The sequence below is a fragment of the Methylobacterium sp. UNC378MF genome (assembly GCF_900103195.1).
Taxonomy (GTDB): domain Bacteria; phylum Pseudomonadota; class Alphaproteobacteria; order Rhizobiales; family Beijerinckiaceae; genus Methylobacterium.
On record NZ_FMWU01000014.1, the window covers coordinates 36,817 to 62,404 of the forward strand.

General features: G+C 70.9%; 25 protein-coding genes. 18 read left to right on the top strand and 7 right to left on the bottom strand.

Annotation, left to right across the window (positions count from 1 at the left end; genetic code table 11):
- Positions 1 to 3: 3 nt before the first annotated feature.
- Positions 4 to 498 carry a hypothetical protein gene (locus tag BLT59_RS15825; protein WP_091781994.1) on the top strand — a complete coding sequence of 165 codons (495 nt, stop codon included), beginning with the start codon at positions 4 to 6 and terminating at the stop codon, positions 496 to 498.
- Positions 499 to 575: 77 nt separating this feature from the next.
- Positions 576 to 1,034, top strand: a complete 459-nt coding sequence (locus BLT59_RS15830) for a peptidylprolyl isomerase (RefSeq protein WP_091715579.1) — start codon at positions 576 to 578, stop codon at positions 1,032 to 1,034.
- Between the two features lie 102 nt (positions 1,035 to 1,136).
- Here BLT59_RS15830 and mobA read toward each other — a convergent pair whose 3' ends face one another.
- The 3 genes from mobA to BLT59_RS15845 all read right to left on the bottom strand — a co-directional run bounded on the left by mobA (position 1,137) and on the right by BLT59_RS15845 (position 3,402).
- Positions 1,137 to 1,820: a molybdenum cofactor guanylyltransferase MobA gene (gene mobA / locus BLT59_RS15835; protein WP_091781997.1), complete on the bottom strand. Its 684-nt coding sequence runs from the start codon at positions 1,818 to 1,820 to the stop codon at positions 1,137 to 1,139.
- Positions 1,821 to 1,824: 4 nt separating this feature from the next.
- Entirely contained in the window at positions 1,825 to 2,973 is a 1,149-nt protein-coding gene (locus BLT59_RS15840) for an Mrp/NBP35 family ATP-binding protein (RefSeq protein ID WP_091782001.1), read from the bottom strand.
- 147 nt (positions 2,974 to 3,120) lie between these two features.
- Positions 3,121 to 3,402, bottom strand: coding sequence for a hypothetical protein (locus tag BLT59_RS15845; protein WP_091782004.1), 282 nt, complete (start codon positions 3,400 to 3,402; stop codon positions 3,121 to 3,123).
- A gap of 126 nt (positions 3,403 to 3,528) precedes the next feature.
- On the opposite strand from BLT59_RS15845, the gene BLT59_RS15850 reads away from it, so the two are divergent.
- The 8 genes from BLT59_RS15850 to BLT59_RS15885 all read left to right on the top strand — a co-directional run bounded on the left by BLT59_RS15850 (position 3,529) and on the right by BLT59_RS15885 (position 13,863).
- A complete protein-coding gene (locus BLT59_RS15850) occupies positions 3,529 to 4,032 on the top strand; it encodes a pyridoxamine 5'-phosphate oxidase family protein (RefSeq protein ID WP_024830124.1) in 504 nt (167 codons plus the stop codon).
- A 123-nt stretch (positions 4,033 to 4,155) separates the two neighbouring features.
- Positions 4,156 to 5,448, top strand: a complete 1,293-nt coding sequence (locus BLT59_RS15855; RefSeq protein ID WP_091782007.1) for a nicotinate phosphoribosyltransferase — start codon at positions 4,156 to 4,158, stop codon at positions 5,446 to 5,448.
- Between the two features lie 112 nt (positions 5,449 to 5,560).
- Positions 5,561 to 7,015 (top strand): MmgE/PrpD family protein, encoded by a 1,455-nt coding sequence (locus BLT59_RS15860; protein ID WP_091782010.1) that lies wholly within the window; start codon positions 5,561 to 5,563, stop codon positions 7,013 to 7,015.
- Between the two features lie 115 nt (positions 7,016 to 7,130).
- Positions 7,131 to 9,167 carry an AI-2E family transporter gene (locus BLT59_RS15865; protein ID WP_091782013.1) on the top strand — a complete coding sequence of 679 codons (2,037 nt, stop codon included), beginning with the start codon at positions 7,131 to 7,133 and terminating at the stop codon, positions 9,165 to 9,167.
- A 94-nt stretch (positions 9,168 to 9,261) separates the two neighbouring features.
- On the top strand, positions 9,262 to 10,050 hold the full coding sequence (gene hisN / locus BLT59_RS15870; RefSeq protein WP_091782016.1) for a histidinol-phosphatase: 789 nt from the start codon (positions 9,262 to 9,264) through the stop codon (positions 10,048 to 10,050).
- Between the two features lie 49 nt (positions 10,051 to 10,099).
- Complete coding sequence (locus tag BLT59_RS15875) at positions 10,100 to 11,254, top strand: hypothetical protein (RefSeq protein ID WP_091782018.1); 1,155 nt, start codon at positions 10,100 to 10,102, stop codon at positions 11,252 to 11,254.
- Positions 11,255 to 11,360: 106 nt separating this feature from the next.
- Positions 11,361 to 12,806, top strand: coding sequence for a YcjX family GTP-binding protein (locus tag BLT59_RS15880; protein WP_091782021.1), 1,446 nt, complete (start codon positions 11,361 to 11,363; stop codon positions 12,804 to 12,806).
- A gap of 28 nt (positions 12,807 to 12,834) precedes the next feature.
- Positions 12,835 to 13,863, top strand: a complete 1,029-nt coding sequence (locus BLT59_RS15885) for a YcjF family protein (RefSeq protein ID WP_091782025.1) — start codon at positions 12,835 to 12,837, stop codon at positions 13,861 to 13,863.
- 6 nt (positions 13,864 to 13,869) lie between these two features.
- On the opposite strand, the gene BLT59_RS15890 is transcribed toward BLT59_RS15885, so the two are convergent.
- The 3 genes from BLT59_RS15890 to BLT59_RS15900 form a co-directional block, all read right to left on the bottom strand.
- Positions 13,870 to 14,097, bottom strand: coding sequence for a hypothetical protein (locus tag BLT59_RS15890; RefSeq protein ID WP_012319110.1), 228 nt, complete (start codon positions 14,095 to 14,097; stop codon positions 13,870 to 13,872).
- A 147-nt stretch (positions 14,098 to 14,244) separates the two neighbouring features.
- The gene (locus tag BLT59_RS15895) at positions 14,245 to 14,796 is read right to left on the bottom strand and encodes an RBBP9/YdeN family alpha/beta hydrolase (RefSeq protein ID WP_091782028.1); all 552 of its coding nucleotides are present in this window, start codon (positions 14,794 to 14,796) and stop codon (positions 14,245 to 14,247) included.
- 46 nt (positions 14,797 to 14,842) lie between these two features.
- A complete protein-coding gene (locus BLT59_RS15900) occupies positions 14,843 to 15,916 on the bottom strand; it encodes an apurinic/apyrimidinic endonuclease family protein (protein ID WP_091782031.1) in 1,074 nt (357 codons plus the stop codon).
- 113 nt (positions 15,917 to 16,029) lie between these two features.
- On the opposite strand from BLT59_RS15900, the gene BLT59_RS15905 reads away from it, so the two are divergent.
- The 6 genes from BLT59_RS15905 (at position 16,030) to BLT59_RS15930 (ending at position 22,639) form a co-directional block, all read left to right on the top strand.
- Positions 16,030 to 17,220 carry a YihY/virulence factor BrkB family protein gene (locus BLT59_RS15905; RefSeq protein WP_091782034.1) on the top strand — a complete coding sequence of 397 codons (1,191 nt, stop codon included), beginning with the start codon at positions 16,030 to 16,032 and terminating at the stop codon, positions 17,218 to 17,220.
- Positions 17,221 to 17,320: 100 nt separating this feature from the next.
- On the top strand, positions 17,321 to 17,731 hold the full coding sequence (gene msrB, locus BLT59_RS15910) for a peptide-methionine (R)-S-oxide reductase MsrB (RefSeq protein ID WP_091782037.1): 411 nt from the start codon (positions 17,321 to 17,323) through the stop codon (positions 17,729 to 17,731).
- Positions 17,732 to 18,050: 319 nt separating this feature from the next.
- Positions 18,051 to 19,031: a hypothetical protein gene (locus tag BLT59_RS15915; RefSeq protein ID WP_091782040.1), complete on the top strand. Its 981-nt coding sequence runs from the start codon at positions 18,051 to 18,053 to the stop codon at positions 19,029 to 19,031.
- Positions 19,032 to 19,340: 309 nt separating this feature from the next.
- Positions 19,341 to 20,714, top strand: coding sequence for a dicarboxylate/amino acid:cation symporter (locus BLT59_RS15920; protein ID WP_091782316.1), 1,374 nt, complete (start codon positions 19,341 to 19,343; stop codon positions 20,712 to 20,714).
- Between the two features lie 11 nt (positions 20,715 to 20,725).
- A complete protein-coding gene (locus BLT59_RS15925; protein ID WP_091782043.1) occupies positions 20,726 to 21,652 on the top strand; it encodes an ROK family protein in 927 nt (308 codons plus the stop codon).
- Positions 21,653 to 21,742: 90 nt separating this feature from the next.
- The gene (locus BLT59_RS15930) at positions 21,743 to 22,639 is read left to right on the top strand and encodes a bestrophin family protein (RefSeq protein ID WP_091782046.1); all 897 of its coding nucleotides are present in this window, start codon (positions 21,743 to 21,745) and stop codon (positions 22,637 to 22,639) included.
- Positions 22,640 to 22,643: 4 nt separating this feature from the next.
- On the opposite strand, the gene BLT59_RS15935 is transcribed toward BLT59_RS15930, so the two are convergent.
- Positions 22,644 to 23,222 (bottom strand): histidine phosphatase family protein, encoded by a 579-nt coding sequence (locus BLT59_RS15935; protein WP_091782049.1) that lies wholly within the window; start codon positions 23,220 to 23,222, stop codon positions 22,644 to 22,646.
- 172 nt (positions 23,223 to 23,394) lie between these two features.
- On the opposite strand from BLT59_RS15935, the gene BLT59_RS15940 reads away from it, so the two are divergent.
- Both BLT59_RS15940 and metF read left to right on the top strand, forming a co-directional pair.
- The gene (locus BLT59_RS15940) at positions 23,395 to 24,405 is read left to right on the top strand and encodes an ArsR/SmtB family transcription factor (RefSeq protein ID WP_091782052.1); all 1,011 of its coding nucleotides are present in this window, start codon (positions 23,395 to 23,397) and stop codon (positions 24,403 to 24,405) included.
- A 56-nt stretch (positions 24,406 to 24,461) separates the two neighbouring features.
- On the top strand, positions 24,462 to 25,382 hold the full coding sequence (gene metF / locus BLT59_RS15945) for a methylenetetrahydrofolate reductase [NAD(P)H] (protein WP_091782055.1): 921 nt from the start codon (positions 24,462 to 24,464) through the stop codon (positions 25,380 to 25,382).
- Positions 25,383 to 25,588: the final 206 nt, after the last annotated feature.

Here is a 25,588-nt window from a genome sequence, read left to right on the forward strand (position 1 = left end):
CGCATGCCGGGCCGGCGCGCCGCCTCGATCGTCCTGCTGAGTCTGATCCCGGCGGCCGCCTCGGCCTATGACGGCGCGCCCTTCTACGGCTACGCCGACGGGCCGGGAGGCGGCTACCCGCTGAGCCTGCCCCAGACCCTGCGCGCCACGGTCCCGGTGCCGGTCGCCCGGATGTCGACCAGGCCCGCCGACACCCTGGCCGAGCTCTACCCGGCGCTCGCCGCCTGCTGGCAGGCGCCGGGTGGCCTCGGCCGCCCGAGCGGCGCCGACGACATCGAGATCACCCTGCGGCTGGCGCTGCGGCGCGACGGCAGCCTGATCGGGCCGCCCCGCGTCACCTACGCGGCGGGGGTCGCGGGCGATCGGCGGGCCGCCCTGGTGCGCGGGACCCTCGACGCCCTCGCGCGCTGCACCCCGGCCCACATCACGCCGGGCCTGGGCCGGGCGATCGCGGGCCGGCCGGTGGCGCTCCGCTTCGTCTACCGCCCGCCGGCCTGAGCGCCGACGAACCCGACACGGGCGCTGGCCGGATCCGGCAGGCGCCGATACAGTTCCCCCAACCGGAAGGAAAGACCATGGCCGACAACGAGACCATCGTGCTGGAGACCACCAAGGGCCGCGTCGTGATCGCGCTGCGCCCCGACCTCGCCCCGGGCCATGTCGAGCGGATCAAGACGCTCGCCGCCCAGGGCTTCTACGACGGCGTGCCGTTCCACCGGGTGATCGACGGGTTCATGGCCCAGACGGGCGATCCGACCGGCACCGGCTCGGGCGGCTCCGACCTGCCGGACCTGAAGGCCGAGTTCAACGCCGAGCCGCACGTGCGCGGCACCTGCTCGATGGCGCGGACGAATTTCCCGCACTCGGCGAACTCGCAGTTCTTCATCTGCTTCGACGACGCCCGCTTCCTCGACAAGCAGTACACGGTGTGGGGCAAGGTCGTGGAAGGCATGGACGTGGTCGACACGATCAACAAGGGCGAGCCGCCGCGCTCGCCGGACAAGATCGTGAAGGCGACCGTCGCGGAAGCCTGAGGCTGAAGCGCATTTTCGCAGGTCCGAGATCGTCCCCCGCGTGATGGTCTCGGCGCCACCATCCTTGCGAGCGGAGCGAAGCAATCCAGGGGGGCGACGTCTTCAGGCGTCGCGCTGCCCTGGGTCACCTCGCTGCGCTCGTGATGACGGCCGAACCACGAAACCCGAAGACTCTGACCGAGCGACATCGCTCCGGTTGAACGCTTCCGCCGCCGCCAGATCCTCCGGCGTGTTGACGTTCAGGAACGGGTCCATCGGCACCACCGGCCAGGACGCCACCGCCGCCCCGTGAGAGGCGATGAAGGCGCCGACGCGCCGCTCTCCTCGCTCAAGATAATCCCGAAGCGCATCGTGCAGGGCCGCCGGCCATAGCGCGATCGTGTAGTGCTGCCGCTCCCCAGAGGCCGAGAGGGCGATGCCGGTATCCGGCGCGACAGCGTAGAGCCTCGCCACCAGATCGTCCGGCAGGAATGGTGCGTCGCCCGACACGCTCACCACGCACCCGATCCCGTGCGCCGCCGCGTACTCCAGCCCCGCCAGGATACCGGCGAGCGGGCCCGGCTGATCCGGCAGCGGATCCGGCAGGATTGGCCCGGGAAACCCGGCGAACCGCGCCGGGTCGCCATTGGCGCTCAGCGCCAGCCCGGCCCCGCATTGCGGCCCCAGCCGCTCGACCACCCGCTCCAGCAGGGTCCGCCCGCCGAGGCGCAGCAGCGGCTTGTCGCCGCCGCCCATCCGGCGCGCCCGCCCGCCGGCCAGGATCAGGCCCAGAACCGGCGGCGCCACGGCCTCACTCGAAAACGATCTTCGGCGCCGCCCGACCGGCCGGCGCGCCGGACAGGTTCGCCCAGAGCTGGGCCGCGATGTCCCGGTAGACCTTGGCGTGCGGCCCCTCCGGGTCGGTCGCGACCACAGGCCGGCCGGAATCCGAAGTCTCACGGATGGTCATGTCCAGCGGCACCTCGCCGAGGAACGGCACGCCGAGCCGCTGCGCCTCGTTCCGCGCCCCGCCATGCCCGAAGATGTGCGAGGCGTGGCCGCAATTCGGGCAGACGAAGGTGGCCATGTTCTCGATGACGCCGAGGATCGGCACCGCGACCTTCTTGAACATGGTCACGCCGCGCCGCGCGTCGATCAGCGCGAGGTCCTGGGGCGTCGAGACGATCACGGCGCCGGACAGCGGCGTCGCCTGCGCCATGGTGAGCTGCGCGTCGCCGGTGCCGGGCGGCATGTCGACCAGGAGCACGTCGAGCTCGCCCCAGACCACGTCGCGCAGCATCTGGGTGATGGCCGACTGGACCATCGGGCCGCGCCAGATCATCGCCGTCTCGGGCTCAATCAGGAAGCCGATCGACATGACCTTGAGGCCGTAGCCGACCATCGGCTCCATGGCCTTGTTGTCGACCACATTGGGTTTGCCCGAGAGACCGAACAGCTTCGGCACGGACGGGCCGTAGATGTCGGCGTCGAGGAGGCCGACCTTCAGCCCCCGGGCCTGGAGCGCCAGGGCGAGGTTGCAGGCGGTGGTGGACTTGCCGACGCCGCCCTTGCCGGAGGCGACCGCCACGATGTGGCGCACGCCGGCGATCTGCGGGCCCTGGTTCGGCGGTGCGCCGGGCCGCGGCGGCGCGACCGGCGGGGGTGTCACGGGACGCGGCGCGGCGCCGCTCTGGGCCGGGTGGCTCTGGTTGCGCTCGGAGGTGAGGCTCGCGAACACGCCCGAGACGCCCGGCATCTTCAGGACCCGGCCCTCGGCCTGCCGCCGCACCGGCTCGAACCGCTCGGCCTCGCTGGGATCGACCAGGATCGAGAACATCACGCGGCTGTTCGCATCGACCACGACCTGGGAGAGCCGCCCCGAGCCGGGCAGGGTGGTTCCGGCGGCGTCGACGGTGACGTCGGCGAGCGCCTTCAGCACGTCGTCACGGGTGATCGCCAAAATCGTTCTCCACGGGGCAAGCAGGTATGCCAGTGCATGTAACCGAGCGAGCCCAGAACACCAGACCCCGCGCCCGCAATCGGCCGCCGGCCCGATCGCCTGCGTCCCTCTGCCCGTCGCGGGCCGGCAGCCCGGACGGCGTCCGCGTCAGTGCGGGCGGGCGATGAGGTTGCATTCCTCCATGGGGCCGCGCACCACCGTGCCGTCGCCGCGCCTGTAGACGCCGTGGCGCAGGCGACGGCACCCGAGCGGGCCGCGCAGGCGCTTCACGCGCTCGATATGGACGCTCCCGTAGCGCCGGTTCGAGAAGTCGTGGCCGCCGATGCGCACGCCCGGGCCGAAGCGCACCTCGGCGGCGGCCGGCAGCGCGCAGAGGCTGAGCGCGCCGAGCACCAGCGCCGCGCGACCGATCACCCGAACACGCCGCATCCGAACCTCCTCACCGCACGAACAAGCTGAACCAACGGGAGACTGATCCGTTGTCGGGGCAGCCTTCAGGCGGGCCCCCCTCCGGAGCCCCGCCGGGACTGACACGACGCGTAGGAGACCACTTTCATGCATCAGGGCAACCACCGCGACCACGAGGGCGCGAAGAAGCTGTTCGAGCTCATCAAGGACGTGAAGATCGCCATGATGACGACCGTCGATTCCGACGGGACGCTCAACAGCCGCCCGATGTGGAACAACGACGCCGACGAGAACGGCGACCTGTGGTTCTTCACCAAGCTGCACTCGCCCAAGACCGCCGAGATCAGCAAGGACAACCAGATCAATCTCGCCTATTCCGACCCGTCGAGCCAGAACTACGTCTCGGTGGCCGGCAAGGCCGAGATCGTCCGCGACCAGTCGATCATCGACGCGAAGTGGAATGAGAGCCTGAAGACTTGGTTCCCCAACGGCAAGGACGACCCCGAGGTGGCGCTGATCCGGGTCCACCCGGAGAAGGGCGAGTACTGGGACAGCCCGAACAGCACGATGCTGCACCTCTACGGCTACGTGAAGGCCTCGCTCACCGGCGAGAGCCCGAAGACCGAGACCAAGAAGGTCGATCTCGCCTGAGCCTCCGGCTTCAGGACGCAGCGTTTCCGCGGGCGGTCTCCAGGAGGAGGCCGCCCGTTGCCTTGACGGGCGCGTGCTCGGCATGCGCTCTGCGCGAGCGAAGTGCGGCAGAGTGCGTCACGAATGCTCGATCTGGCCAAGCGAGTCTACGATCACAGCTTCCGCATCGACCCGATCGTGCGGTCGCTGCTCGATACGGATTTCTACAAGCTCCTGATGGCGCAGACGATCCTGCGCCGGCATCCCGACATCCGGACGACCTTCGGCATCACCAACCGCACGCGGCGCATCCGCATCGCCGACGAGGTCGATGCCGGGCTCCTGCGCGAGCAGCTGGACCACGCCCGCACCCTCCGCCTCAGCAAGGGCGAAGTCACGTGGCTGCGCGGCAACGTCTTCCGCGGCCAGGGGCGCATCCTCGGGCCCGAATTCGTGAGCTGGTTCGAGGACTTCCAGCTCCCGGAATACGAACTCGCCGTCCATGACGGCCAGTACGAGCTGACCTTCCACGGTCCCTGGGTCGAGACCACGATGTGGGAGGTCCCGGCGCTGGCGATCCTCAACGAGTTGCGGGCGCGGGCCGTGCTGCGGGGCCTCGGCAAGCTCGACCTGCAGGTGCTCTACGCCCGCGCCATGACGCGGGTCTGGGAGAAGATCGAGCGGCTGCAGAAGCTGCCCGACCTGTCGGTGGCGGATTTCGGCACGCGGCGGCGCCACGGCTTCCTGTGGCAGGACTGGTGCGTGCAGGCGATGGCCGAGGGCCTGGGCGGCGCGTTCCTCGGCACCTCCAACTGCCTGATCGCGGCTCGGCAGGAGGTCGAGCCGGTCGGCACGAACGCCCACGAATTGCCGATGGTCTACGCGGCGCTCGCGGAGGACGACGCCGCGCTCGCCGCAGCCCCCTACGCGGTGCTGGCCGACTGGCAGGAGGATTACGGCGGCAACCTGCTGGTGATCCTGCCCGACACCTACGGCACGACGGGATTCCTGGCGAACGCCCCGGACTGGGTGAGCGACTGGACCGGCATCCGCATCGACTCGAAGGACCCGATCGAGGGCGGCGAGGAGGTGATCCGCTTCTGGCAGGGGCGCGGGCACGACCCGCGCGACAAGCTCGCGATCTTCTCGGATGGGCTCGACATCGACGAGATCGAGCGCATCCACGCCCGGTTCCACGGCCGCATGCGCATCGGCTACGGCTGGGGCACGCTGCTCACCAACGATTTCCGCGGGCTCCTGCCGGACGGCAAGCTCGACCCGGTCTCGATCGTCTGCAAGGTCACGGAGGCCGACGGCCGGCCGACCGTGAAGCTCTCCGACAACCCCACCAAGGCGCAGGGTCCGGCCGACGAGGTCGCCCGCTACCGGCGGGTCTTCGCCGTGGGCGAGCAGGAGGCGCTGCCGGTTCTGGTGTGAAGGGGTGTCAGACCCGGCGCGGTGAAACACGGAGGCTGACGGCCGGCGACTGAATTCATTATCATGTCCGGCAATCGGGGCCGCCTCGGGCGGCCCTGTCCGGGAGAACGCCATGTCGATGAATCGCCGCTCGCTCATCGGAGCCGCGGGCCTCGCGCTGACGGCGCCCACCCTGCAGGGCGCGCAGGCGGCCGAGGCGACGAAGCCGGCCGCGAAGGCGCCCCCGCCGCACGTCACGAAGATCCTCGCCCAGTGGATCCTCATTTCCTCCTACGACACGATGCCCGATCCCGTCCGCCGCGAGGGCGTGCGCAGCTTCCTCAACTGGGTGGGCGTGGCGATCGGCGGCTCGCACCACGAGACCGTGAACGTGGCGGTCTCGGCCCTGCAGCCCTTCTCGGGGCCGCCCCAGGCCGGGCTGTTCGGCCGGACCGAGCGGTTCGACATCATGAACGCCGCCTTCCTCAACGGCGTGGCGAGCCACATCTTCGACTTCGACGACACCCACCTGAAGACGATCATCCACCCGGCCGGCCCGGTCGCCTCGGCGATCCTGGCCTACGCGGCGATGAAGCCGGTCTCGGGGAAGGAATTCCTCGACGCCCTGGTGGTCGGGATCGAGGCCGAGTGCCGGATCGGCAACGCGGTCTACCCGAACCACTACGACGCCGGCTGGCACATCACCGGGACCTGCGGGCCGTTCGGCGCCGCGGCTGCGGCCGGCAAGCTGATGGGCCTAACCGAGCAGCAGATGGTCTACGCCCTGGGGCTCGCCGCCTCGCAGCCGGTGGGACTGCGCGAGTCCTTCGGCTCGATGAACAAGAGCTTCAACCCGGGCCGCGCGGCCTCGAACGGCCTGTTCGCGGCGATCCTGGCGGCGAAGGGCTTCACCTCGTCGGACGGGATGATCGAGGCCAAGCGCGGCTGGGCCAACACGATCTCCACCAAGCAGGACTGGTCCGAGATCACCGACGGCCTCGGCACCCGCTACGAGGCGCAGCTGAACACCTACAAGCCCTTCGCCTGCGGGATCGTCATGCACCCGACGATCGACGCGGCGATCCAGATCCGCGACGCGGACCATGTCAGGCCCGAGGACATCCAGCGCGTCGACCTGAAGGTCCACCCGCTCGTGCTGGAACTGACCGGCAAGACCGCGCCGAAGACCGGCCTTGAGGGCAAGTTCAGCATCTACCACGCGGCCGCGGTAGCCTTCGTCGAAGGTGCGGGCGGCGAGAAGCAGTTCAGCGACCGGGCGGTGAACGATCCGCGGGTGGTGACCCTGCGCCAGAAGGTGGTCCCGGTGATCACCCCCGGCGTCGATCCCGCGCAGGTCGACATGACCGTGACGCTGAACGACGGGCGGACCTTCCACCGGCATATCGAGCACGCCATCGGCAGCGTCGAGAAGCCGATGTCCGACGCACAGCTGGAGTCGAAGTTCGCCGACCTCGCGGCGGGCGTGCTGCCGGACGCGCAGGCCAAGCGGGTGATGCAGCTCTGCTGGTCGCTGCCCGAACTCAAGGATGCGGGCGAGGTGGCGCGGGCGGGCGTCGCGGGGTCCTGACCGATACGCGACGGCTGCCGGGATCGTTTTCAGGCCCTGTGCCGTTCCCCGTCCGCGAGGCTTCCGTTGCCCCCGGCGGTTGCCCGCGCGTGGCGTTCGGAACGCGAGTCACTGTATGGGTACCACTACCCCGGTCGGGGTTGAATCGGCAGCGCGACCCGGGATGCCGCTGATCCCGCCGCGGCCGACCCGAGTTGCCGCGGCCGAAACGCCGCGGGCCGCGACAGCGTCGCCGGTCGTGGTCGGCGCCACCATCATCGCGGCCCTGTATTTCGGCCGCGAGATCTTCATCCCGATCGCGATCGCGCTGCTGATGTCGTTCGTGCTCACGCCGCTGGTGAACAGCCTGCGGCGATTGCGGCTGCCGCGTCTGGTAGCGGTGAGCGTCAGCGTGCTCCTGACCGTCGGCATCGTGGCGGCGCTCGCGACCCTGATCGGCATTCAGGCGGCCGATCTCGCGGGTGACGTCCCGCGCTACCGGGCTACCATCGAGCGCAAGATTAACGGGCTGCGCGACTCGCCCGTCGGGCGTGTCACCGAGTATGTCGCCAATATCGGGCGAGCGCTTCATGGCGGCGCCAAGGAGGCCGGCAGCCCGGAGGCGCAGCCAGCCGCGCCGCAATCGCCACCATCGCCAGGTCCCGAACAGGCCCCGGCCGCGCCGAAGCCCGTCCTGGTCGAGGTCGCCACGAGCCCGCCGGGCTCCCTGGAGATGCTCTCGACCGTGCTCACGCCGGTGATGCATCCCTTGGCCACGGTCGGCATCGTCTTCGTGGTGCTGCTGTTCGTGCTGATGCAGCGGGAGGACCTGCGCGACCGCATGATCCGACTTGCGGGATCGAGCGACCTGCATCGCACCACCGTGGCGATCGATGACGCCGCCAAGCGCCTCAGCCGCTACTTCGTGGTGCAGCTCGCCCTGAACGCCGCCTTCGGGGTCGTGATCGGCATCGGCCTCTACCTGATCGGCGTGCCGAATCCGGTGATTTGGGCGATCTTCTCGGCCCTGATGCGCTTCGTGCCCTATCTCGGCGCCGTCCTGTCGGCGATCCTGCCGATGGCGCTGGCCGCCGCAGTCGATCCCGGCTGGAACATGATGATCGCCGTGGCGATCCTGTTCATCGTCCTGGAGCCGCTGACCGGCCAAGTCTTCGAGCCGATCTTCTACGGGCAATCCACCGGGCTGTCGCCCTTCGCGGTCCTGGTCTCCGCCCTGTTCTGGACCTGGCTGTGGGGTCCGGTTGGCCTGATCCTGTCGACGCCGCTTACGGCCTGCCTCGTGGTGCTCGGCCGCTATGTCGAACACTTGGAATTCCTGGACGTGCTGTTCGGCGACCGTCCGGCTCTGACGCCCGTCCAGAACTTCTATCAGCGGATCCTCGCGGGCGATTCCGAGGAGGTGCTGGGCCATGCCGAGCTGATCCTGCAGCAATGCTCACTCTCGTCCTATTACGACGAGGTGGTGCTCAAGGCGCTGGAACTCGCCGCCCAGGATGCCGCCCGTGGAGTGCTGACGGCGCAGCAGAAGGGCGCGATGCGCGCCGCCCTCGCCGAGTTGATCGCCGACCTCTCCGACCGGAGCGACGCCGTCGGAGGCGCGGACGGCGAGGAGGGGGCCTGCAGCGCGCTGCCGATGGGGCCGCCCCCGGGGGCGCTGGACTCAGCGTGGACCCGCGAAGGTGCGGTTCTGTGTGTCGCGGGGCGCGGCTTCCTCGACGAGGCCGCGGCCGCGATTCTGGCGCAGATCCTGGGGAAGCGCGGCATCGGCGCCCGCGCGGTGCCCTTCGCCGATACGGCCTCCGTGCGGATCGGGCGGTTCGAGCCGGGTCCGGCGCGCATGGCCTGCGTGATCTCCCTGGCGCTCGACGGCGAGCCGACACATCTGCGCCGGCTGATCTGGCGGCTGAAGGGCCGGATGCCCGACGTTCCGATCCTGCTCGGCCTGTGGCTTGCCCAGGATGCCGGGGCGATCCGGCTTGCCGGCGGACCGGGACGCGCCGCCGTGGCCGATGAGCAGGTGGGATCGCTCCGCGAGGCCGTCGAGGCTGTGCTGGCGGCCGCGCAGAAGGAGGCGACTGGCGAAGCCGGGACAGACACCGCGCCGGACACCCAAGACGGAGCGCCGCGTCTGTCGGTGCCGGCCGGAGCATGAGCCCGGGGGGCTTGACGGGCGGGGGCGCCCGCCGGTTTCGTCAGGGCCGGCCTCTTGGCCGAACGGCTTTCGGGCGGAACAGGGGACGGAACGGATGAGCGTCGTCGAACTCGGCCGGTTCATGGACGACTTGGCGGACGCGTCCGGGAAGGCGATCCTGCCGTTCTTCCGCGCCCAGTTCGGTCTCGACGACAAGGCCCGCGGCGGCGCGCCCTTCGATCCGGTCACCGAGGCCGACCGGGCCGCCGAGGTCGTCCTCCGGGCGATGATCGGCCAGACCTTCCCCAGTCACGGGATACTCGGCGAGGAATTCGGCTCGGAGCGCACCGATGCCGAATGCGTCTGGGTCCTCGACCCGATCGACGGCACCCGCGCCTTCATCGCCGGCCTGCCGACCTGGGGCACCCTGATCGGGCTGACCCGCAATGGCGTGCCGGTGCGCGGGATGATGCACCAGCCCTATCTCGCGGAACGGTTCACCGGGGACGGGCGCAGCGCGCGCCTGCGCGCGCCCTCAGGCGAGCGGACCCTGCGCACGCGCCGCTGCGCGGATCTTGGCCAGGCGATCCTGGCGACCACCGATCCCAGGCTGTTCGCCGCGGGCGAGGAAGCCGAGCGCTTCCGGTCGCTGGAAGGCCAGGCGCGGATGTCCCGCTACGGCGCCGATTGCTACGCCTATTGCATGCTCGCGGCCGGCCAGATCGACCTCGTCGTCGAGGCCGGGCTGAAGCCCTACGACATCGTCGCGCTGATCCCGATCATCGAGGGGGCAGGGGGGCGGGTCACCGCCTGGGACGGCGGCTCCGCCGCCGGCGGCGGACGTGTGATCGCGGCGGGCGACCCGCGGCTGCACGCAGCGGCGCTCAAGGTGCTGAATCCATGATGCGCCATGGTGTCCGGCATGCCCGCACTCATCGCCAAGGCATGACCGCGTGCTGCTGAACGCCCTGATCCTGGTCACAACCCTGTTACCCCACGCGGAGGCGGGCGCCGATGCTTGGCTGCGCGCCCTTCCACCGCTGACTGCGACCTACGCGCGGGCAGACAACCAGCCCCCGCGCTTCGACCCCGCGACGCGCTCCGTGTCCAACTGGCACGCGCAGACCGGCGCGCAGCTGACGCCCCGGGCGCTGGCAGTCACTGCCTCGCTCGCCGAGGACCCGCCCTACGTCGCCCGCTGCGTGCGGCTCAATAACGGCTGGTGCATTAAGTCTGCACGCTGGCCCGGCGAGATCGGGGCCGACGCGGAGGGCCACACCGCCTTCGCCACCCTCGATGACGGCGCCGACGCCGCCGCGAGCCTGCTGCGGCGCTACTACCGCGATTACAACCGGCGGACGGCGCTCGCCATCGTGCGCCGCTGGGCGCCAGCGGAGTGCCGCGTCACGGCCGCCCCCGCACGGCCGGGCCGCTCGATCGCGACGCCCGCCGTTTCGGCGGCACTGGCGCCCCGGGGCCTCGGGCGGACACTTCGGGCCCGCTATCTCGCCACGCATCGCCCCGGTGGCGCATCCCGGGGCCGGGCGGCCCTGCGGGTGCAGCCCTGGTCGCCGTTAGCCCGGATGGCGGGTCGCCCCACCCGCCGCCCGGCCGCCGTGCCGCGGGTGGCGATGCTCCAGCCGGTGCCCGACATCGCGGCGGGGATCGCTCCGTCGTCGTCCGAGCCGGCGCGGCGATCCGCCGGCCGGCCGTCCCGAGGCGCCGCGGACCCGGCGGCACTCCTCGACCGGAAGGCGGAGAGCCGGGTCCCGAGCCCCGACCGGATGCTGGCTGAATCTGCGCTGCTGCCCGCGATCGCCACCGGACTTCCGGTCCTCGACCTGCGCCTGCCGGCCCCGCTCTGCACCGGCGACGAGGTCCGGATCCAGGCCTATGCCGGCCGGATCAGCGCCAGCGTCGGCTTGAAGCCCGGCGATGACCTCGACCTGTTCGGGCCGGACGGCGTGCCGCGCGCCAACCTGGCGCCGGTGATGCTGGCGATGTCGGCGGTGGAACTCGGCACGCTGCGGGCCGGCCCGGACCTCGTCGCCGGTGCCATCGCGCGGCTGAGGCCGCTGACGTCGGCCGCCATTGGCCCGCAACCCTAGAGCCGAGCCTTTTCGAGCAGCAGGCCTTCCCGAGCAACAAGCCTTGCGGTTCGGTCGCCGCCGCTCCACCTCTGCCCGGCCTGTTCCCCTCACCACGAGCCCGCCCGTGCCCCTGATCGACCTTGCCGCGCGCGCCGGCTCGGCCGTCAAAGCCTTCGCCGAAGCCTCGCACGACCTGCTGGTCCAGCCGACCCTGCGGCTGGGCGTGACCGGGCTCGCGCGCTCGGGCAAGACCGTCTTCACCACGGCGCTGATCCACCACCTCGTGGAGACGCACGCGCTGCCGGCCTTCGCGCCCGCGCAGGAGGGGCGCCTGCGCCGCGCCAAGCTGGTGCCGCAACCCGACGACGACGTGCCGCGCTTCCCCTTCGAGGAGCATTTCGCGACCCTCACCGAGGCCCGCCGCTGGCCGCGCTCCACTGACCGGATCAGCCAGTTCCGCCTGGAGATCGCCTACGAGCGCGCCGCTGGCTGGCGCACCGGCCCCGCGACCCTGATGCTCGATGTGGTCGATTACCCCGGCGAGTGGCTCCTCGACCTTGCCCTGATCGAGACCAGCTACACGGCGTGGTCCCGGGCGACGATTGGCGGCACCCGCCGACCCGGCCGCGCCGCCGTCGCTGCGCCCTGGCTGGAGGCGTTGAAAGGCTTCGATCCGAACGGGCCCCTCGACGAGGTCGCGGCTGAGCGGGCGAGCGACGCTTTCAAGACCTATCTCGCAGGGCTGCGAGCCGGGCCCGAAGCCGTGGCGACGACGCCCCCAGGCCGGTTCCTGATGCCGGGCGACCTGGCGGGCTCCCCGGCGCTGACCTTCGCACCCCTCGACCGGCTCACCGAGGGGATCGCCCCCGACAGCCTCGCCGGGCTGATGGAGCGGCGCTTCGAGGCCTACAAGGCCAAGGTCGTGACGCCGTTCTTCCGCGACCATTTTCAGCGGGTCGACCGGCAGATCGTGCTGGTGGACGTCCTGTCGGCGGTCGATGCCGGCCCGACCGCCCTGGCGGAGCTGGAGGAGGCGCTGGACGCGGTGCTGCTCAGCCTCAACATCGGCCGCAACACGGTGCTGTCGCGGCTGTTCGCGCCCCGGGCCGACCGGGTCCTGTTCGCCGCCACCAAGGCCGATCACCTCCACCAGACGAGCCACGACCGGCTCGACGCGCTGCTGCGGCTGCTCGTGTCGCGGGCCATGCGGCGGACCGAGGCCGCGGGCGCCCGGGTGGGCACCGTGGCGCTGGCCTCCGTGCGCGCCACCCGCGAGACCACCGTCCACGACGGGTCGGAGACGCTGCGGGCGGTGGCCGGCACCCCGGAGGCCGGCGAGGTGGTGGGCAACGAGGTCTTCGACGGCAACAGCGAGGCCGCGATCTTCCCGGGCGAGCTGCCGGCCCGCGCCGAGGCGGTGCTGGAGGGCGCGGTCGAGCCGGGCTCGCTGCGCTTCCCGCGCTTCCGGCCGCCGCTGGTACGGCCCGACGGGCTCGGCCGCGCCGGGCACCTGCCGCAGATCCGGCTCGACCGGGCGATGCAGTTCCTGATCGGCGACCGGCTGGCGTGACGATGTGTGCGATGCGGAGCCCGCGACCATGACCTCCGGCCAGAAACCCCGCGCCTTCCGGATCAATCCCGAGCCGGCCGCCGAGCCGAGCGTGACCACGACGCCGCTCGCCGCCCGGCCGACGCAGGCCCGGATCGTGGAGGAGCCCTTCGAGATCGTCGACGCCGCCGACGGAGTCGCCGTGCCGGTGGCGCCGCGGCGGCGCTCGCCCTGGGGCGCCCTGTTCCTCTCGGCGGTGGGCGGCCTCGTCTCCCTGGGCGTCGGGCTGTCGGTCGAGCGGATGATCGCCGACCTGTTCCAGGCCGCCCCCTGGCTCGGCTGGGTGGCCCTCGCGCTGCTGGGCCTCGCGGCGCTTGCGCTGCTGGCGATCGTGGTGCGGGAACTCGCCGGCCTGCGGCGGGAGCGCAAGATCGAGCGCCTGCGCCAGTCGGCGCTGGACGCCCTCGCGACCCGCGACCACACCGGCGCGCAGGCGGTGGTGCAGGCGCTCTCGACCTTCTACGCCGACCGCGACGTCCTGTCGGCGGGCCGGGCCCGGATCGACGCCGCCGCCGACGCGATCCTCGACGTCGACGACCGGATCGGTCTGGCCGAGCACGAACTTCTGGCCGGTCTCGACCGGCAGGCGCGCAATGCCATCGCGACGACGGCCAAGCAGGTCTCGGCAGTGACGGCGCTGAGCCCGCGGGCGATCGTGGACGTGGCCTTCGTGGTGTTCGCGGCGGTGCGGCTGCTGCGCCGGATCGCCGCCATCTACGGCGGCCGGCCGGGCTTCCTGGGCTTCCTGCGGCTGGGGCGCGCGGCGCTCGCGCATCTCACCGTCACCGGCGGGATGGCGGTGGGCGAGAGCGTGATGCAGCAGGTGCTGGGTCTCGGGATCGCCGCCCGGGTCTCCGCCAAGCTGGGGGAGGGCGTGCTCAACGGTCTGATGACCGCCCGGTTCGGGCTCGCGGCGCTCAACGTCTGCCGGCCGCTGCCGTTCGTGCGGGAGGCCCCGCCGCGGCTCGCCGACGTCGCCGGCGAGCTGCTGCGCTCGGCCGAGGCCGAGCCGAAATAGGGCAAGCTACTTGGCGCCCGCGGCGGCGCGGCGGTTGGCGATGCGCGAGAACATGTTGCCGGTGTAGTCGGCGGTCTTCGGCTTCTCGGGCTCGCCGAGCTTGGCCTCGAAGGCCTCGATCCGCTTGAGCAGCGTCACGTCGTTGAACAGCGAGCTGTTGAAGTTGCTCTGGGCCCGGGGGCCGAGGGCGGTCTGCACCGCTTCGAGTCGTTCCAGAAGCTCTTTGCGCGTCACGGTGCTCTCCAGGGGCGGCTTCGGGACGAAGGACCGCCCGTGCCGCCACTGAACGGGGCGGTGGTAAACAGCGCGTTAATGCGCCCCCGCCCCATCCAGTCGGCTCGCGGGAACACCGACGATCCTCGCGCAGCCGCGCTTGAAGGCTCAGAGGCCCTTCAGGAACCCGGCGAGCCGCATCAGCCCCTCGGGCCAGGGTCCGTGCCCGCTCGCCACGTTGAGGTGACCCGATTCGCCCGCGTCGACCGTGAGCGCCCCCCAGGCATGGGCGAAGTCGTCGGCCCGCTCGTAGCGGCAATACGGGTCGGTGCGGCTGGCGACCAGCAGCGACGGGAAGGGCAGGGGATCGCGCGGCACCGGCGCGAAGGCCCGAACCGAGTCGGGCAGGCCCGGCGCCTCCTCGACGTCCGGGAGCGCCACCAGGAGGGAGCCGCGCACCACGCCCGCGGGGAAGCGCGGCACCGCCTCAACGCAGGCCACCACGCCGAGGCTGTGGGCGATCAGGATGACCGGCCGCGTCGCCGCCGCGACCGCCTCGGCGATGCGCCCGCACCACGCCTCCGGGGTCGGTGCATGCCATTGGTCCTGCTCGACCACGCGCGCGGTGGCGAGGCGGCCCGCCCAGCGGGCCTGCCAATGGTCCTCCTCGGAGCCCCCGAGTCCCGGGACGATGAGGATGTCGCAATCGGCGGTCTTCATGTCGCACTGCCTAGAGCGGACCGGCGGACGCGTCGAGACCGATCGGTCACTCGGCAGCGATCGGGCTCGCCCGCTCCAGGACCCGGATGTGCTCGGCGATCTGCATGGAGGCATGGTTCTTCGCCTTGGCCTCGATCTCGAAATCCGCCCAAACGAGGTGGCGGGCGACGAGGTCGTTCACCGCCCGGTTCCACATCATGTCGGAATGGGCCGCGAGATCCCGGATCGCGTGGCCGGACTCGCGCAGGGCCGGGAAGTCGGGCAGGGCGTCCGGATCGCATCCGGACGAGACCGCCTCGCGCGACACGCTGATATGGGCTACGGGCCGGACGCCGCGCCAGGATTCCTTCACCCGGGCGATCCGGGGCTCGTCCGGCTCCAGGTACTCTCCGCCGCTCTGGACCCAGTGGTGGTGCAGGTCGAGCACCACCGGCACGATGTCGGCGAGGTGCAGCACCGCGTCGAGGCCGAACACGTTCTCGTCGTTCTCCACGGTGACGAGGTCGCGCGCAACCTGGCTCGCCCGGGGCAGGGTCTCGCGGAAGCCCGCGACGCCGGGGTCGCCCGCGCCGACATGGATATTGATGTGTGCGCCGTGCGGGTGCCAGCCGCCGCCGTAGCCCATCCGCTCGAAGATCTCGGCGTGGTAGTCGAGTTCCGACAGGCCGTTGGCGATTGCCGCCGGGTTGCGGCTCGCCAGCAGGCAGAACGGCCCCGGGTGGAAGCTCAGGCGCACCCCGAGCCGGCGGGCCAGCGCCCCGGCCTCGGCAAGGCCGCGCTCCACCAGCGCCACCATCTCGGGCTCGGCGTAGATCGCCTGCGCGATCGGGTGGGTGTAACCCGGCAGCACGTTGCTGGCCATGCGCAGGAGGCGTTCGAGCGGCGGCCGCGCCCCGACCCAGGCGATCTGGCGGGCGAGGGCCTCCAAGTTGTGGGCGACGAGGCCGACGAGCTTCGCCCGCCGCGCGGCGGGCTCCAGCTTGGTGAGATAGGCCATCGTCACGCTGGTGAGGTTCATGTGCAGCGTGGCCTCCCGCTCCGCCTTGAGGGTGGCGTGAGTGCCGGGTGGCTCGTCCAGGACGAACTTGCAGCAGAAACCGAGGCGGGGCTGATCGCGCATAACGAGCACAACGCATGGAGGGCCGCGGCGTCCCCGCGAAACAAGCGGAACGGCCGCGGCACGACGACGTTGGGAGTCCCGAGCGCGGCAGTTCCGCGCACTGGCCCCGACACATGCCCCCGTCACCGTCGCGTTCGACCGGACAACCCGAGACCGGCTCGATCCTGTGGATCCTGATGCTCGGTTCGGCTTTGGTCGCCCTGGCGGCAGCACCGGCGCGGCGCGGCGTGTCGGCGGCGCGCCCCGCGAACGAACCGCCGCGCGACCGTGAACCGCCCTCCGACGATCGGGGCCTGCAGAAGGGCGTGGCCGCAGGGGCGCGCTCGATCTCGGGGCGCGCCGCGCAGCTCACAGCTGCGACCCAACCCGAGCGGGGCCGGGCCGCCGACAGCCCCGCCGAGATGACGCGGTCCGGCTGGAAGGACATCGCCGTCCGGGTCTACCTGGAATTCAACAAGGACCGGGTGCTGGCAGTCGCCGCCGGCGTGACCTTCTACACTCTGCTGTCGCTGTTTCCTGCCATCGCCGCGCTGGTCTCCTGCTACGGCCTGTTTGCCGACGTGGCCGTCATCAACGACCACCTCGCCCAACTGCACGCGGTCCTGCCCTCCGGGGCCGTCGAACTCATCGGCGATCAGGTCAAGCGCATCGCCGCCAAGGGCAGCGGCTCCCTGAGCATCACGTTCTTCTCCAGCCTGCTCCTGTCGCTCTGGAGCGCCAACGCGGCCATGAAGGCGATGTTCGACGCTCTGAACGTCGTCTACGAGGAGGAGGAGAAGCGCAATTTCTTCTGGCTCAACCTTCGGTCGCTCACCTTCACGGTGGGCGCCCTGCTGTTCATCATCATCGCCCTCAACGTGATCGTGGTCGTGCCGGTGGTGCTGAACTTCCTGGGCCTCGGCTCGACCGCGTGGCTGCTCGCGGCCCTGCGCTGGCCGGCGATCCTGATTGTCCTGCTCGGCGGCCTGTCGGTGCTCTATCGCTTCGGACCGAGCCGGGAGCACGCGCGCTGGCGCTGGGTCGGTGTCGGCAGCGTCGTCGCAGGCCTGCTCTGGCTAGCCGCCTCGCTCCTGTTCTCTTGGTACGTCGCCAATTTCGGCACCTACAACGAGACGTACGGCTCCCTGGGGGCTGTGATCGGCTTCATGACCTGGATCTGGATCTCCTCGACGATCGTGCTGCTCGGGGGCGAGATCAACGCCGAGCTGGAGCACCAGACCGCCCGCGACACCACCACGGGCGCGCCGCTGCCGATGGGCGCGCGCAAGGCGCGGATGGCCGACACCGTCGGCGCAGCCGCCTGAACGGCGCGTCTCCGGCCTCGGCCATGGTTCGGCAACCCGCTCCGGGACTGCCGGAGACCGTACACGATCCCTATATAGCGTGGCGAAAAGGGAGATCGTCATGGCCGATACGCCGACCACCAGCCCGGAGACCCGCAGCGACGCCGAATGGCGCTCGGCCCTGACGCCGGAGCAGTACCGGGTCCTGCGCGAGCACGGCACCGAGCGGGCCGGCACGAGCTGCCTGCTCGCCGAGAAGCGGGCCGGGACCTTCACCTGCGCCGGCTGCGGGCAGCCGCTGTTCGAGCAGGGCACCAAGTTCGAGTCCGGGACGGGCTGGCCGAGCTTCTTCGAACCCCTCGACGGCGCCGTCGAGACAACGGTGGACCGCAGCCACTGGATGGTCCGCACCGAGGTGCACTGCGCCCGCTGCAAGGGCCATCTCGGCCACGTCTTCGACGACGGCCCGGCTCCGACCGGCCTGCGCTATTGCATGAACGGCTTGGCGATGAATTTCGAGCCGGCAGAGTGACGCGCGGGGTCCGCTAACCTGGGTTCGGAAACCCGGGGCGAAAGCCGGGATATCGGGGACAGAGGACGCCTTGGCCGGATCCTCAGCCCGATGCGGTCTTGATTTCGTCGCGTTTTTGCTTAGCGCTTTATAGTCTCAGATTGTCGCTGTCCGGTGATTGGCGACGGAAGCGGTCAGGCTCTGGCGAATACGGCGTGGCGGTTCAGCTTATACGCCGTGCGGGTCGGCTCCACTTGTGCCCTTCCGTGCGGCCCGGCGGCGCTGAGGGCTGTCCGCCGGATCGGCGCGCCGCCGACCAAGCGGGAGGGGTTTTGAGTTCATGAGCACCGTTCGCCGATTTCTGGTCGCACCATCCCTGGTCCGTCTGATCCGCAAGGAACGGGGAGGCGCCCGGATTACCGAGGGTCACTTCGCCCCGCAGGGCGGCCGCGCCTCCTACGTGCGCGTCGACGGGCAGGTCTGTCAGTTGGTCCTGGTGAACAAGGGGCCGGACGGCATCCCGGTCGAGGAGCGCACCGACGTTCCGCGGGCCCATGGCGACGCGTTGCTCGACGTCTGCCCCGGCAAAGCCGCCTACGACCGCACCACCGTGAATGTCGGCGGTCGCGAGATCGCCATCGACCGCTACGTCACGCCCGGCAGCCTGGACCTGATCAGCATCGTCTTCGACAGCGACGGCGATGCCACCGCCTTCCAGGTCCCGAGCTGGTTCGGCCGGGAGGTCAGCAACGAGCCCGCCTTTGAGCGGCAGGCCCTCGCCATTCAGGGGGTGCCGGCTGCCGAGGAAGTGGCGTTGAGCAACGCCGCGCTGGACGCCGTCCTGGACCTGATCGAGCCCCGGTTCGGCTTCGGCCGCTACGGCGGCGGCAGCCGGACCTCCGAGTCCGACGAGGGTGCTTCGGGCGCCATGCGCCGGATCGTGACTCCGGCCGCCCCGCCCGCCGCGCCGGTCGCGCCGCCGCTGCCGCCGGCTCCGGAAGCCGCCGCGGCCACCCCGCGTCCACCCGAGCCGGCCCTCGAGCATCACCCCGAGCCGGAGCCTCAGCCGGAAGCCGCACCCGCACCGGAGGCCGCCGCGCCCGCCGTCGAGACGCCCGCTGCGCATGCCGGCACCAGCGACAACCTGCACGGGGATGCCCGGATCGACGACGTGATCGAGAGCCTGTCCCAGGCGCTCGGCGCGGCGATCCACCAGCAGCCGGAGCCCGCCGCCGAGACCAAGGATGGGAAGAGCGAGGATCCCGCCTCGATGTTCGAGCGGTGGACCGTTCGCCCCCGCCGGACCCAGCAGCAAACCTAAGCCGTCGCAACACGAGGCGAGATTCTTTCGGGCCGCAGCGCAGATCGCGCTGCGGCCCGTCTGCGTCTGGGATCCGAAACGGATGGGCTTCGAGGCGCCGATCACTCACGCCGCGCCGCGACAGAAGGAGATTGCGGAAAACGCGTGTGTCCGTGTTTGTCAGACTAAAGAAGTCTTGCCGGTCGGGACTGACAGGTTTTTGTCATGGATGGTCCGCGGCAGATAAGCGTGCGGCCGTTGAGGCGCGGGATGATTGTCGCTAGCGTGCCCGCAAATCGGGAGGGTGCGCGGCAGTCGCACGGGATGGACATGGCACAGGCAATCCACGCGACGGCTCCCGCCGCAGCGCCCCGCGAGCCCTGGTACAAGGTGCTCTACATCCAGGTCCTGATCGCCATCGCCCTGGGCGTGCTGCTCGGCTGGTACGATCCGGCCACCGGCAAGTCGATGAAGTGGCTCGGCGACGCCTTCATCGGCCTGATCAAGATGATGATCGCACCGATCATCTTCTGCACCATCGTCCACGGCATCGCGTCGATCGGCGACCTGAAGAAGGTCGGCCGCGTCGGCCTCAAGGCCTTGGTCTATTTCGAGGTGGTCTCCACCATCGCACTCCTGATCGGCGTTATCGTCGGCGAGGTGATCAAGCCGGGTGCCGGCTTCAACGCCGACCCGTCGAAGCTCGACGCCAGCAAAGTCGCGACCTATGCCAGCAAGGCGGCCGCCGATTCCACCGTCGCCCACATCCTGGCGATCATCCCGAAGAGCTTCCTCGACCCCTTCGCCACCGGCGACCTGCTGCAGGTGCTGCTGATCTCGATCCTCACCGGCGTCGTGGTGACGAATCTCGGCGATCGCGCGGCCTCGGTGAACCACGCGATCGACACCGCCGGCCAGATCTTCTTCCGGATCATCGGCATCATCGTGAAGCTCGCCCCCGTCGGCGCCTTCGGCGCCATGGCCTTCACGATCGGCGAGTACGGCATCCAGAAGGTCTATGACCTCGCGTGGCTGGTCGGCACCTTCTACATCACGGCGATCCTGTTCGTGCTGGTGGTACTCGGAACGATCGCCCGGGTGGCAGGCTTCTCGATCCTGCGCTTCCTCGCCTACATCAAGGACGAATTGCTGATCGTGGTCGGCACGTCGTCCTCCGAGACGGTGCTGCCGCAGCTCATGACCAAGATGCGCCGCCTCGGCGCCTCGGATTCGGTGGTCGGCCTCGTGGTGCCCACGGGCTACTCGTTCAACCTCGACGGCACCAACATCTACATGACGCTGGCGACGCTGTTCCTGGCGCAGGCGGTGGGCGTCGACCTCAACTTCACCCAATACGCGACCATCATCCTGGTGGCGATGCTGACCTCGAAGGGCGCCTCGGGGGTCACCGGCGCGGGCTTCATCACCCTGGCGGCGACGCTGTCGGCGATCCCCAACAGCCCGGTCCCGGTCGCCGCCATGACCCTGGTGCTCGGCATCGACAAGTTCATGTCCGAGTGCCGCGCGCTCACCAACCTCGTGGGCAACGGTGTCGCCTGCGTGGTGGTCAGCCGCTGGGAGGGCGAGCTCGACGTCGCCAAGCTCAACGAGGTGATGGCCCACCCGGTCGCCATCGGCACCCAAATCGCCGACGAGTCGCCGCAGCCGATGGGCACCGATAGCAAGGTCGCCGCTGCCGAGTGAGCGGGTCAGCCGTGGCAGGAACCGACAATCGCCCGCGCCTCGGCATCGATCTCGGCGGCACCAAGATCGCCGGGATCGTGCTCGGCCGCGACGGTTCGACCCTGGCCCAGGCCCGGATACCCGCCCCACGCGGCGCCTACCGGGCGACCGTCGAGGCCGTCGCCGATCTGGTCCTCCGTCTCGAAGCCGGGGCCGACGCGCCCTGCAGCGTCGGCATCGGCATGCCGGGGAGCCTGTCGCCGGCCACGGGGCTCGTCCGTAACGCCAACTCCCACTGGCTCAACGGCCATCCCTTCGCGGCCGATCTCGAGGAGCGGCTTGAACGTCCCCTCCGGATCGAGAACGACGCCAATTGCCTGGCGGTGTCCGAGGCGATCGACGGGGCCGCCGCCGGGGCCCACGTGGTCTGGGCGGTGATCCTGGGCACCGGCGTCGGCTCCGGCATCGCCCTCGACGGGCGGGTGCTGACAGGCCGCAACCGCATCGCGGGCGAATGGGGCCACGGTCCCCTGCCGGCGCCCCGCGACGACGAGCGGCCGGGTCCCGCCTGCTATTGCGGCCGCCGGGGCTGCGTCGAGACTTGGCTGTCCGGTCCGGGGCTCGCGGCGGATCACGCGCGGCGGCACGGCGGCAGCCCCACCGCCGAGGCGGTCGTCGTCGAAGCGCGGGCCGGCGGCCGGGAGGCGCAGGAGACGCTCGCCATTCACATCGAGAGGCTCGGGCGCGCGGCCGCCCAGGTGGTGAACCTGCTCGACCCGGATGTGATCGTGATCGGCGGTGGCCTGTCGCGGATCCCGGAACTGATCGACGGCCTGCCGGCCGCGATCGCCCCCCATGTCTTCTCCGACACGTTCGACACGCCGGTGCGGGCGAGCCTGCACGGCGACGCATCGGGCGTGCGCGGGGCGGCGTGGCTGTGGGAGGCGGAGGCCGTCTGAAGCCGATCGGGCAGCGCCGCTCACAGAGACGTCGCTTGCGGGCCCGAAGAGGGCAGGGCAGGACGGCAGCGCCGTAGCCCCGAAAACCCGATGATCGTCCGCACCCGGCCCAACCTGCTAACCCTGCTGTTCACCCTGCGCGGCTCGATCCTGCCGCGGGTGGCGCCCAAGCTCGCGGGGATCGTCGCGGTCTCCTGCGCGGTGGTGTGGGCGGAGTCGCGCTGGCCCGAGCTGTTCCCGATCACCGCGGGGGTCACGCCGTTCACGGTGGTCGGCCTCGCTCTCTCGATCTTCCTGAGCTTCCGCAACAATGCCTGCTACGAGCGTTGGTGGGAGGCCCGGAAGCACTGGGGCAACCTGATCGGCGAGGTGCGCAACCTCGCCCGCGCCCTCCCGGCCCTGCTGCCGGAGCGTGAGGCAGCGGTCCAGCTCCGGCGCCTGTCGGCCTTCGCGCACGGGCTCCATGCCCGCCTGCGTAACCTCGACGAGGCTGCCGCGGTGGATCGGATGAGCCCCGGATCGGACCTGTCGGGCCCAAATCCCACCGACTCGGTCCTGGCCGCCATCACCCGCGACCTCGCCTTTCTGACGCGCGGAGGCCAGCTCAGCGACATCCAGTTCGGCATCCTCGAAGCCCGGATCGACGCGCTGTCGGGCGTGCACACCGCCTGCGAGCGGCTCGCCAACACGCCGCTCCCCTTCGCCTACACCCTCCTGGTGTACCGGACCGCATGGCTCTATTGCCTGCTCCTGCCGGTGGGTCTCACGGGCTCTCTGGGCTGGGCGACCCCGGTCGTGGTGGCGCTCGTGGCCTACACGTTCTTCGGCCTCGACGCCCTCGGGGACGAACTCGAGGAGCCGTTCGGCACCGAGCCCAACGACCTGCCCCTCGACGCCCTGGTCCGCGCCGTGGACCGGATCGTCCATCACGCCCTCGGCGAGCCGATGCCCGAGGCCCTGGCACCGGACGGGTGCTGGCTGCGCTAGCCGCCTACCCGTTCCAGGCGCGTAGCACGGGCTCGGTGCGGTCGTGCTCGTAGCCGAGCACCGAGACGCTGGCAGTGCAGAGGACGAGAAGCGCGCCGCCCTCCGGCTCCAGGCCGATCCATCGCGCGGCGAGCACCCGCAGGAAGTGCGCGCTGGAGAAGACGACGAGGTCGTCGTCCCGGGCGCGGGCGCGGGCGATGACCCGGTCCGCCCGGGCGCCGACGGCCGCCGCGGTCTCGCCCTCAGGGCAGCCGTCGCGGAACAACCGCCAATCCGGCCGCTCGGCCAGGATCGCCTTCGTGGTCCGGCCCTCGTAGGCGCCGTAATCCCATTCCGCGAGATCCGGATCGATGACGCGGCCGCCGAAACCCGCCAGCGCGCAGGTCGTGGCCGCTCGGCTCGACGGGCTCGACCAGACCTCCGCGTAGGCGCGCACCGCCAGGCGCGGGGCGAGGGCGCGCGCCGCGGCCTCGCCTTCCGGGGTCAAAGGGATGTCGCTGCGCCCGGTATGCTGACCGGACCGGCTCCAGGCGGTCTCGCCGTGGCGAACCAGCGTGATCTGCGGGAACGGGCTCTCGGACATGCGCGCCTCCTGGGCGCGCGCTCCGCGGCCCTGCCATCAACCCTGCCAACAACGCGGCCGCCGCGCTTCGGTCTCATCGGCGCGGCAAAACCGTCTCGAGCGGTCTCAAGATCGCGCTCGCACCCGAACATCGTGCTTGCACCCGAACCGAAACGGACATAAACATATCTTTATGTCTATCGAACGCAGGCCAGAAGCGGGGGCGATCCCCTTTCCGGAAGCCCTAGGCGTCCTGCGTGCCGCCGCGGAGGAGACGCGCCTGCGCATCCTGGCGCTGCTCGTCGAGGGGGAGCTGTCGGTCTCCGATCTCACCGACATCCTCGGTCAGTCGCAGCCGCGGATCTCCCGGCACCTCAAGCTCCTGGTGGAAGCCGGGCTGGTCGAGCGCCACCGCGAAGGGGCCTGGGCGTTCTTCCGGCTGTCCGATGCCCGCGCCGGCTTGGCGGATCCGCTCCTGTCCGGCCTCGACCGGACCGCGCCGCCGCTCTCGGAGGACCGCGCCCGGCTCGACGCCGTCCGAGCCCAGCGGGCGGAGGCGGCCACGACCTTCTTCGCGCGGCTGGCGCCCAAATGGGACGAGCTGCGCTCCCTGCACGTACCCGAGGCGATCGTGGAGGCGTCGGTGCTCGACGCGCTGGGCGACCGTCCCATCGGCAGCCTGATCGATCTCGGCACCGGTACCGGCCGCATGCTCGGCCTGCTGGCGCCCCGGGCCAGCCGCGCGACCGGGCTCGATTCGAGCCACGCCATGCTGTCCGTCGCCCGTGCCAACCTGGAGCGCCAGGGCCTCGCGCGGGTGGACCTGCGGCAGGGCGACATTCACGCGCCGCCCTTCGCGCGGGCGAGCTTCGACCTCGTGGTGGTCCATCAGGTGTTGCATTATCTCGACGACCCGGCCCGGGCTCTGCGCGGCGCCGCGCGCCTCGTGGCCCCGGGTGGCCGCCTCTTGGTGGTGGATTTCGCGCCGCACGAGCTCGAGTTTCTGCGCACGGGCCAGGCCCATCGCCGGCTCGGCTTCTCGGCCGATCAGGTCTCCGGCTGGCTCGCCGAAGCCGGGCTCGCCACGGTGGCCACCCGCGATCTGGCGCCGCGCGAGTCTGGCCAGCTCACCGTCACCCTCTGGCTGGCTCAGGATGGGCTGGCCGACGCCGACACAGAACAGCCTCAGCGCGCCGTCGCCTGAGACACTGACCTCCGCAGACTTCGTCTGAACCGACCGACATAGAGGACGAGACCCCGATGCGCCGTTCCACCCACCGCGCCAGCCGCGACGGCTACCACCCGATCCGCGTCTCGATCGAGTTCTTCCCGCCGAAGACCGACGAGATGGAGAAGATCCTCTGGAACTCCATCGAGCGCCTCGCGCCGCTGCAGCCGAGCTTCGTCTCGGTGACCTACGGGGCCGGGGGCTCGACCCGGGAGCGCACCCACAACACGGTGGCGCGCATGGTCCGCGAGACCGGCCTGAAGCCCGCCGCGCACCTTACCTGCGTCGACGCCTCCCGCGAGGAGATCGACGCGGTGGTCCAATCCTACTGGGACGCGGGCGTGCGCCACATCGTGGCTCTGCGCGGCGACCCGGCCGAGGGCGTCGGCCACGCCTACCGGCCGCATCCGGAGGGCTACGCCTCGACCGCCGAGCTGGTGGCGGGGATCAAGCGGATCGGTGACTTCAAGGTCTCGGTCTCGGCCTATCCCGAGAAGCATCCCGAGGCGGCCTCCCTCGACGCCGACATCGACGCCCTGAAGGCCAAGGTCGATGCCGGGGCCGATCAGGCGATCACCCAGTTCTTCTTCGAGAACGAGATCTACCTGCGCTACCTGGACAAGGTCCGGGCCGCCGGGATCACGATCCCGATCATCCCGGGCATCCTGCCGGTGCAGAACTTCAAGCAGGCGGCGAACTTCGCCCGCCGCACCGGCGCCTCGGTGCCCTACTGGCTGGCCGCCCGGTTCGAGGGGCTCGACGATGATAAGGAGACCCGCCGCCTCGTCGCCGCCGCGGTGGCGGCCGAGCAGGTGCTCGACCTCGTGGACGAGGGCGTCAACGACTTCCACTTCTACTCGATGAACCGCTCGGATCTGGTCTACGCGATCTGCCACCTGCTCGGCCTGCGCGCCCAGGCGCCGAAGCTGGCGGCTGCGAAGGCGGCGGCTTAATTTTCGAGGCCGCGCTCGACGCCCCCGATCCGTCATCGCGAGCGCAGCGAAGCGACCCAGGGCAGCGCGACCTCCATCAGCGTGGCGCGGCTGGATTGCTTCGCTTCGCTCGCAAAGACGGGGATGTTTCCGCGCCCACGGCACGGAAGCGTCTCAGAGAACGAAGTTTTCCACCCTCCTGAGGTGCCGCGGCAGCGGCCTCGAAG

What these genes read in the sequence shown, in the direction of transcription:
- BLT59_RS15865 (WP_091782013.1), top strand. Translation starts at nt 7,131, where the DNA reads ATGGGTACCACTACCCCGGTCGGGGTTGAATCGGCAGCGCGACCCGGG.
- metF (WP_091782055.1), top strand. Translation starts at nt 24,462, where the DNA reads ATGCGCCGTTCCACCCACCGCGCCAGCCGCGACGGCTACCACCCGATC.
- BLT59_RS15935 (WP_091782049.1), bottom strand. Translation starts at nt 23,222, where the DNA reads ATGTCCGAGAGCCCGTTCCCGCAGATCACGCTGGTTCGCCACGGCGAG.
- BLT59_RS15845 (WP_091782004.1), bottom strand. Translation starts at nt 3,402, where the DNA reads ATGCGGCGTGTTCGGGTGATCGGTCGCGCGGCGCTGGTGCTCGGCGCG.
- BLT59_RS15940 (WP_091782052.1), top strand. Translation starts at nt 23,395, where the DNA reads ATGTCTATCGAACGCAGGCCAGAAGCGGGGGCGATCCCCTTTCCGGAA.
- BLT59_RS15930 (WP_091782046.1), top strand. Translation starts at nt 21,743, where the DNA reads ATGATCGTCCGCACCCGGCCCAACCTGCTAACCCTGCTGTTCACCCTG.
- BLT59_RS15920 (WP_091782316.1), top strand. Translation starts at nt 19,341, where the DNA reads ATGGCACAGGCAATCCACGCGACGGCTCCCGCCGCAGCGCCCCGCGAG.
- BLT59_RS15830 (WP_091715579.1), top strand. Translation starts at nt 576, where the DNA reads ATGGCCGACAACGAGACCATCGTGCTGGAGACCACCAAGGGCCGCGTC.
- BLT59_RS15895 (WP_091782028.1), bottom strand. Translation starts at nt 14,796, where the DNA reads ATGAAGACCGCCGATTGCGACATCCTCATCGTCCCGGGACTCGGGGGC.
- BLT59_RS15905 (WP_091782034.1), top strand. Translation starts at nt 16,030, where the DNA reads ATGCCCCCGTCACCGTCGCGTTCGACCGGACAACCCGAGACCGGCTCG.
- hisN (WP_091782016.1), top strand. Translation starts at nt 9,262, where the DNA reads ATGAGCGTCGTCGAACTCGGCCGGTTCATGGACGACTTGGCGGACGCG.
- BLT59_RS15900 (WP_091782031.1), bottom strand. Translation starts at nt 15,916, where the DNA reads ATGCGCGATCAGCCCCGCCTCGGTTTCTGCTGCAAGTTCGTCCTGGAC.
- BLT59_RS15825 (WP_091781994.1), top strand. Translation starts at nt 4, where the DNA reads ATGCCGGGCCGGCGCGCCGCCTCGATCGTCCTGCTGAGTCTGATCCCG.
- msrB (WP_091782037.1), top strand. Translation starts at nt 17,321, where the DNA reads ATGGCCGATACGCCGACCACCAGCCCGGAGACCCGCAGCGACGCCGAA.
- BLT59_RS15860 (WP_091782010.1), top strand. Translation starts at nt 5,561, where the DNA reads ATGTCGATGAATCGCCGCTCGCTCATCGGAGCCGCGGGCCTCGCGCTG.
- BLT59_RS15885 (WP_091782025.1), top strand. Translation starts at nt 12,835, where the DNA reads ATGACCTCCGGCCAGAAACCCCGCGCCTTCCGGATCAATCCCGAGCCG.
- BLT59_RS15850 (WP_024830124.1), top strand. Translation starts at nt 3,529, where the DNA reads ATGCATCAGGGCAACCACCGCGACCACGAGGGCGCGAAGAAGCTGTTC.
- BLT59_RS15855 (WP_091782007.1), top strand. Translation starts at nt 4,156, where the DNA reads ATGCTCGATCTGGCCAAGCGAGTCTACGATCACAGCTTCCGCATCGAC.
- BLT59_RS15915 (WP_091782040.1), top strand. Translation starts at nt 18,051, where the DNA reads ATGAGCACCGTTCGCCGATTTCTGGTCGCACCATCCCTGGTCCGTCTG.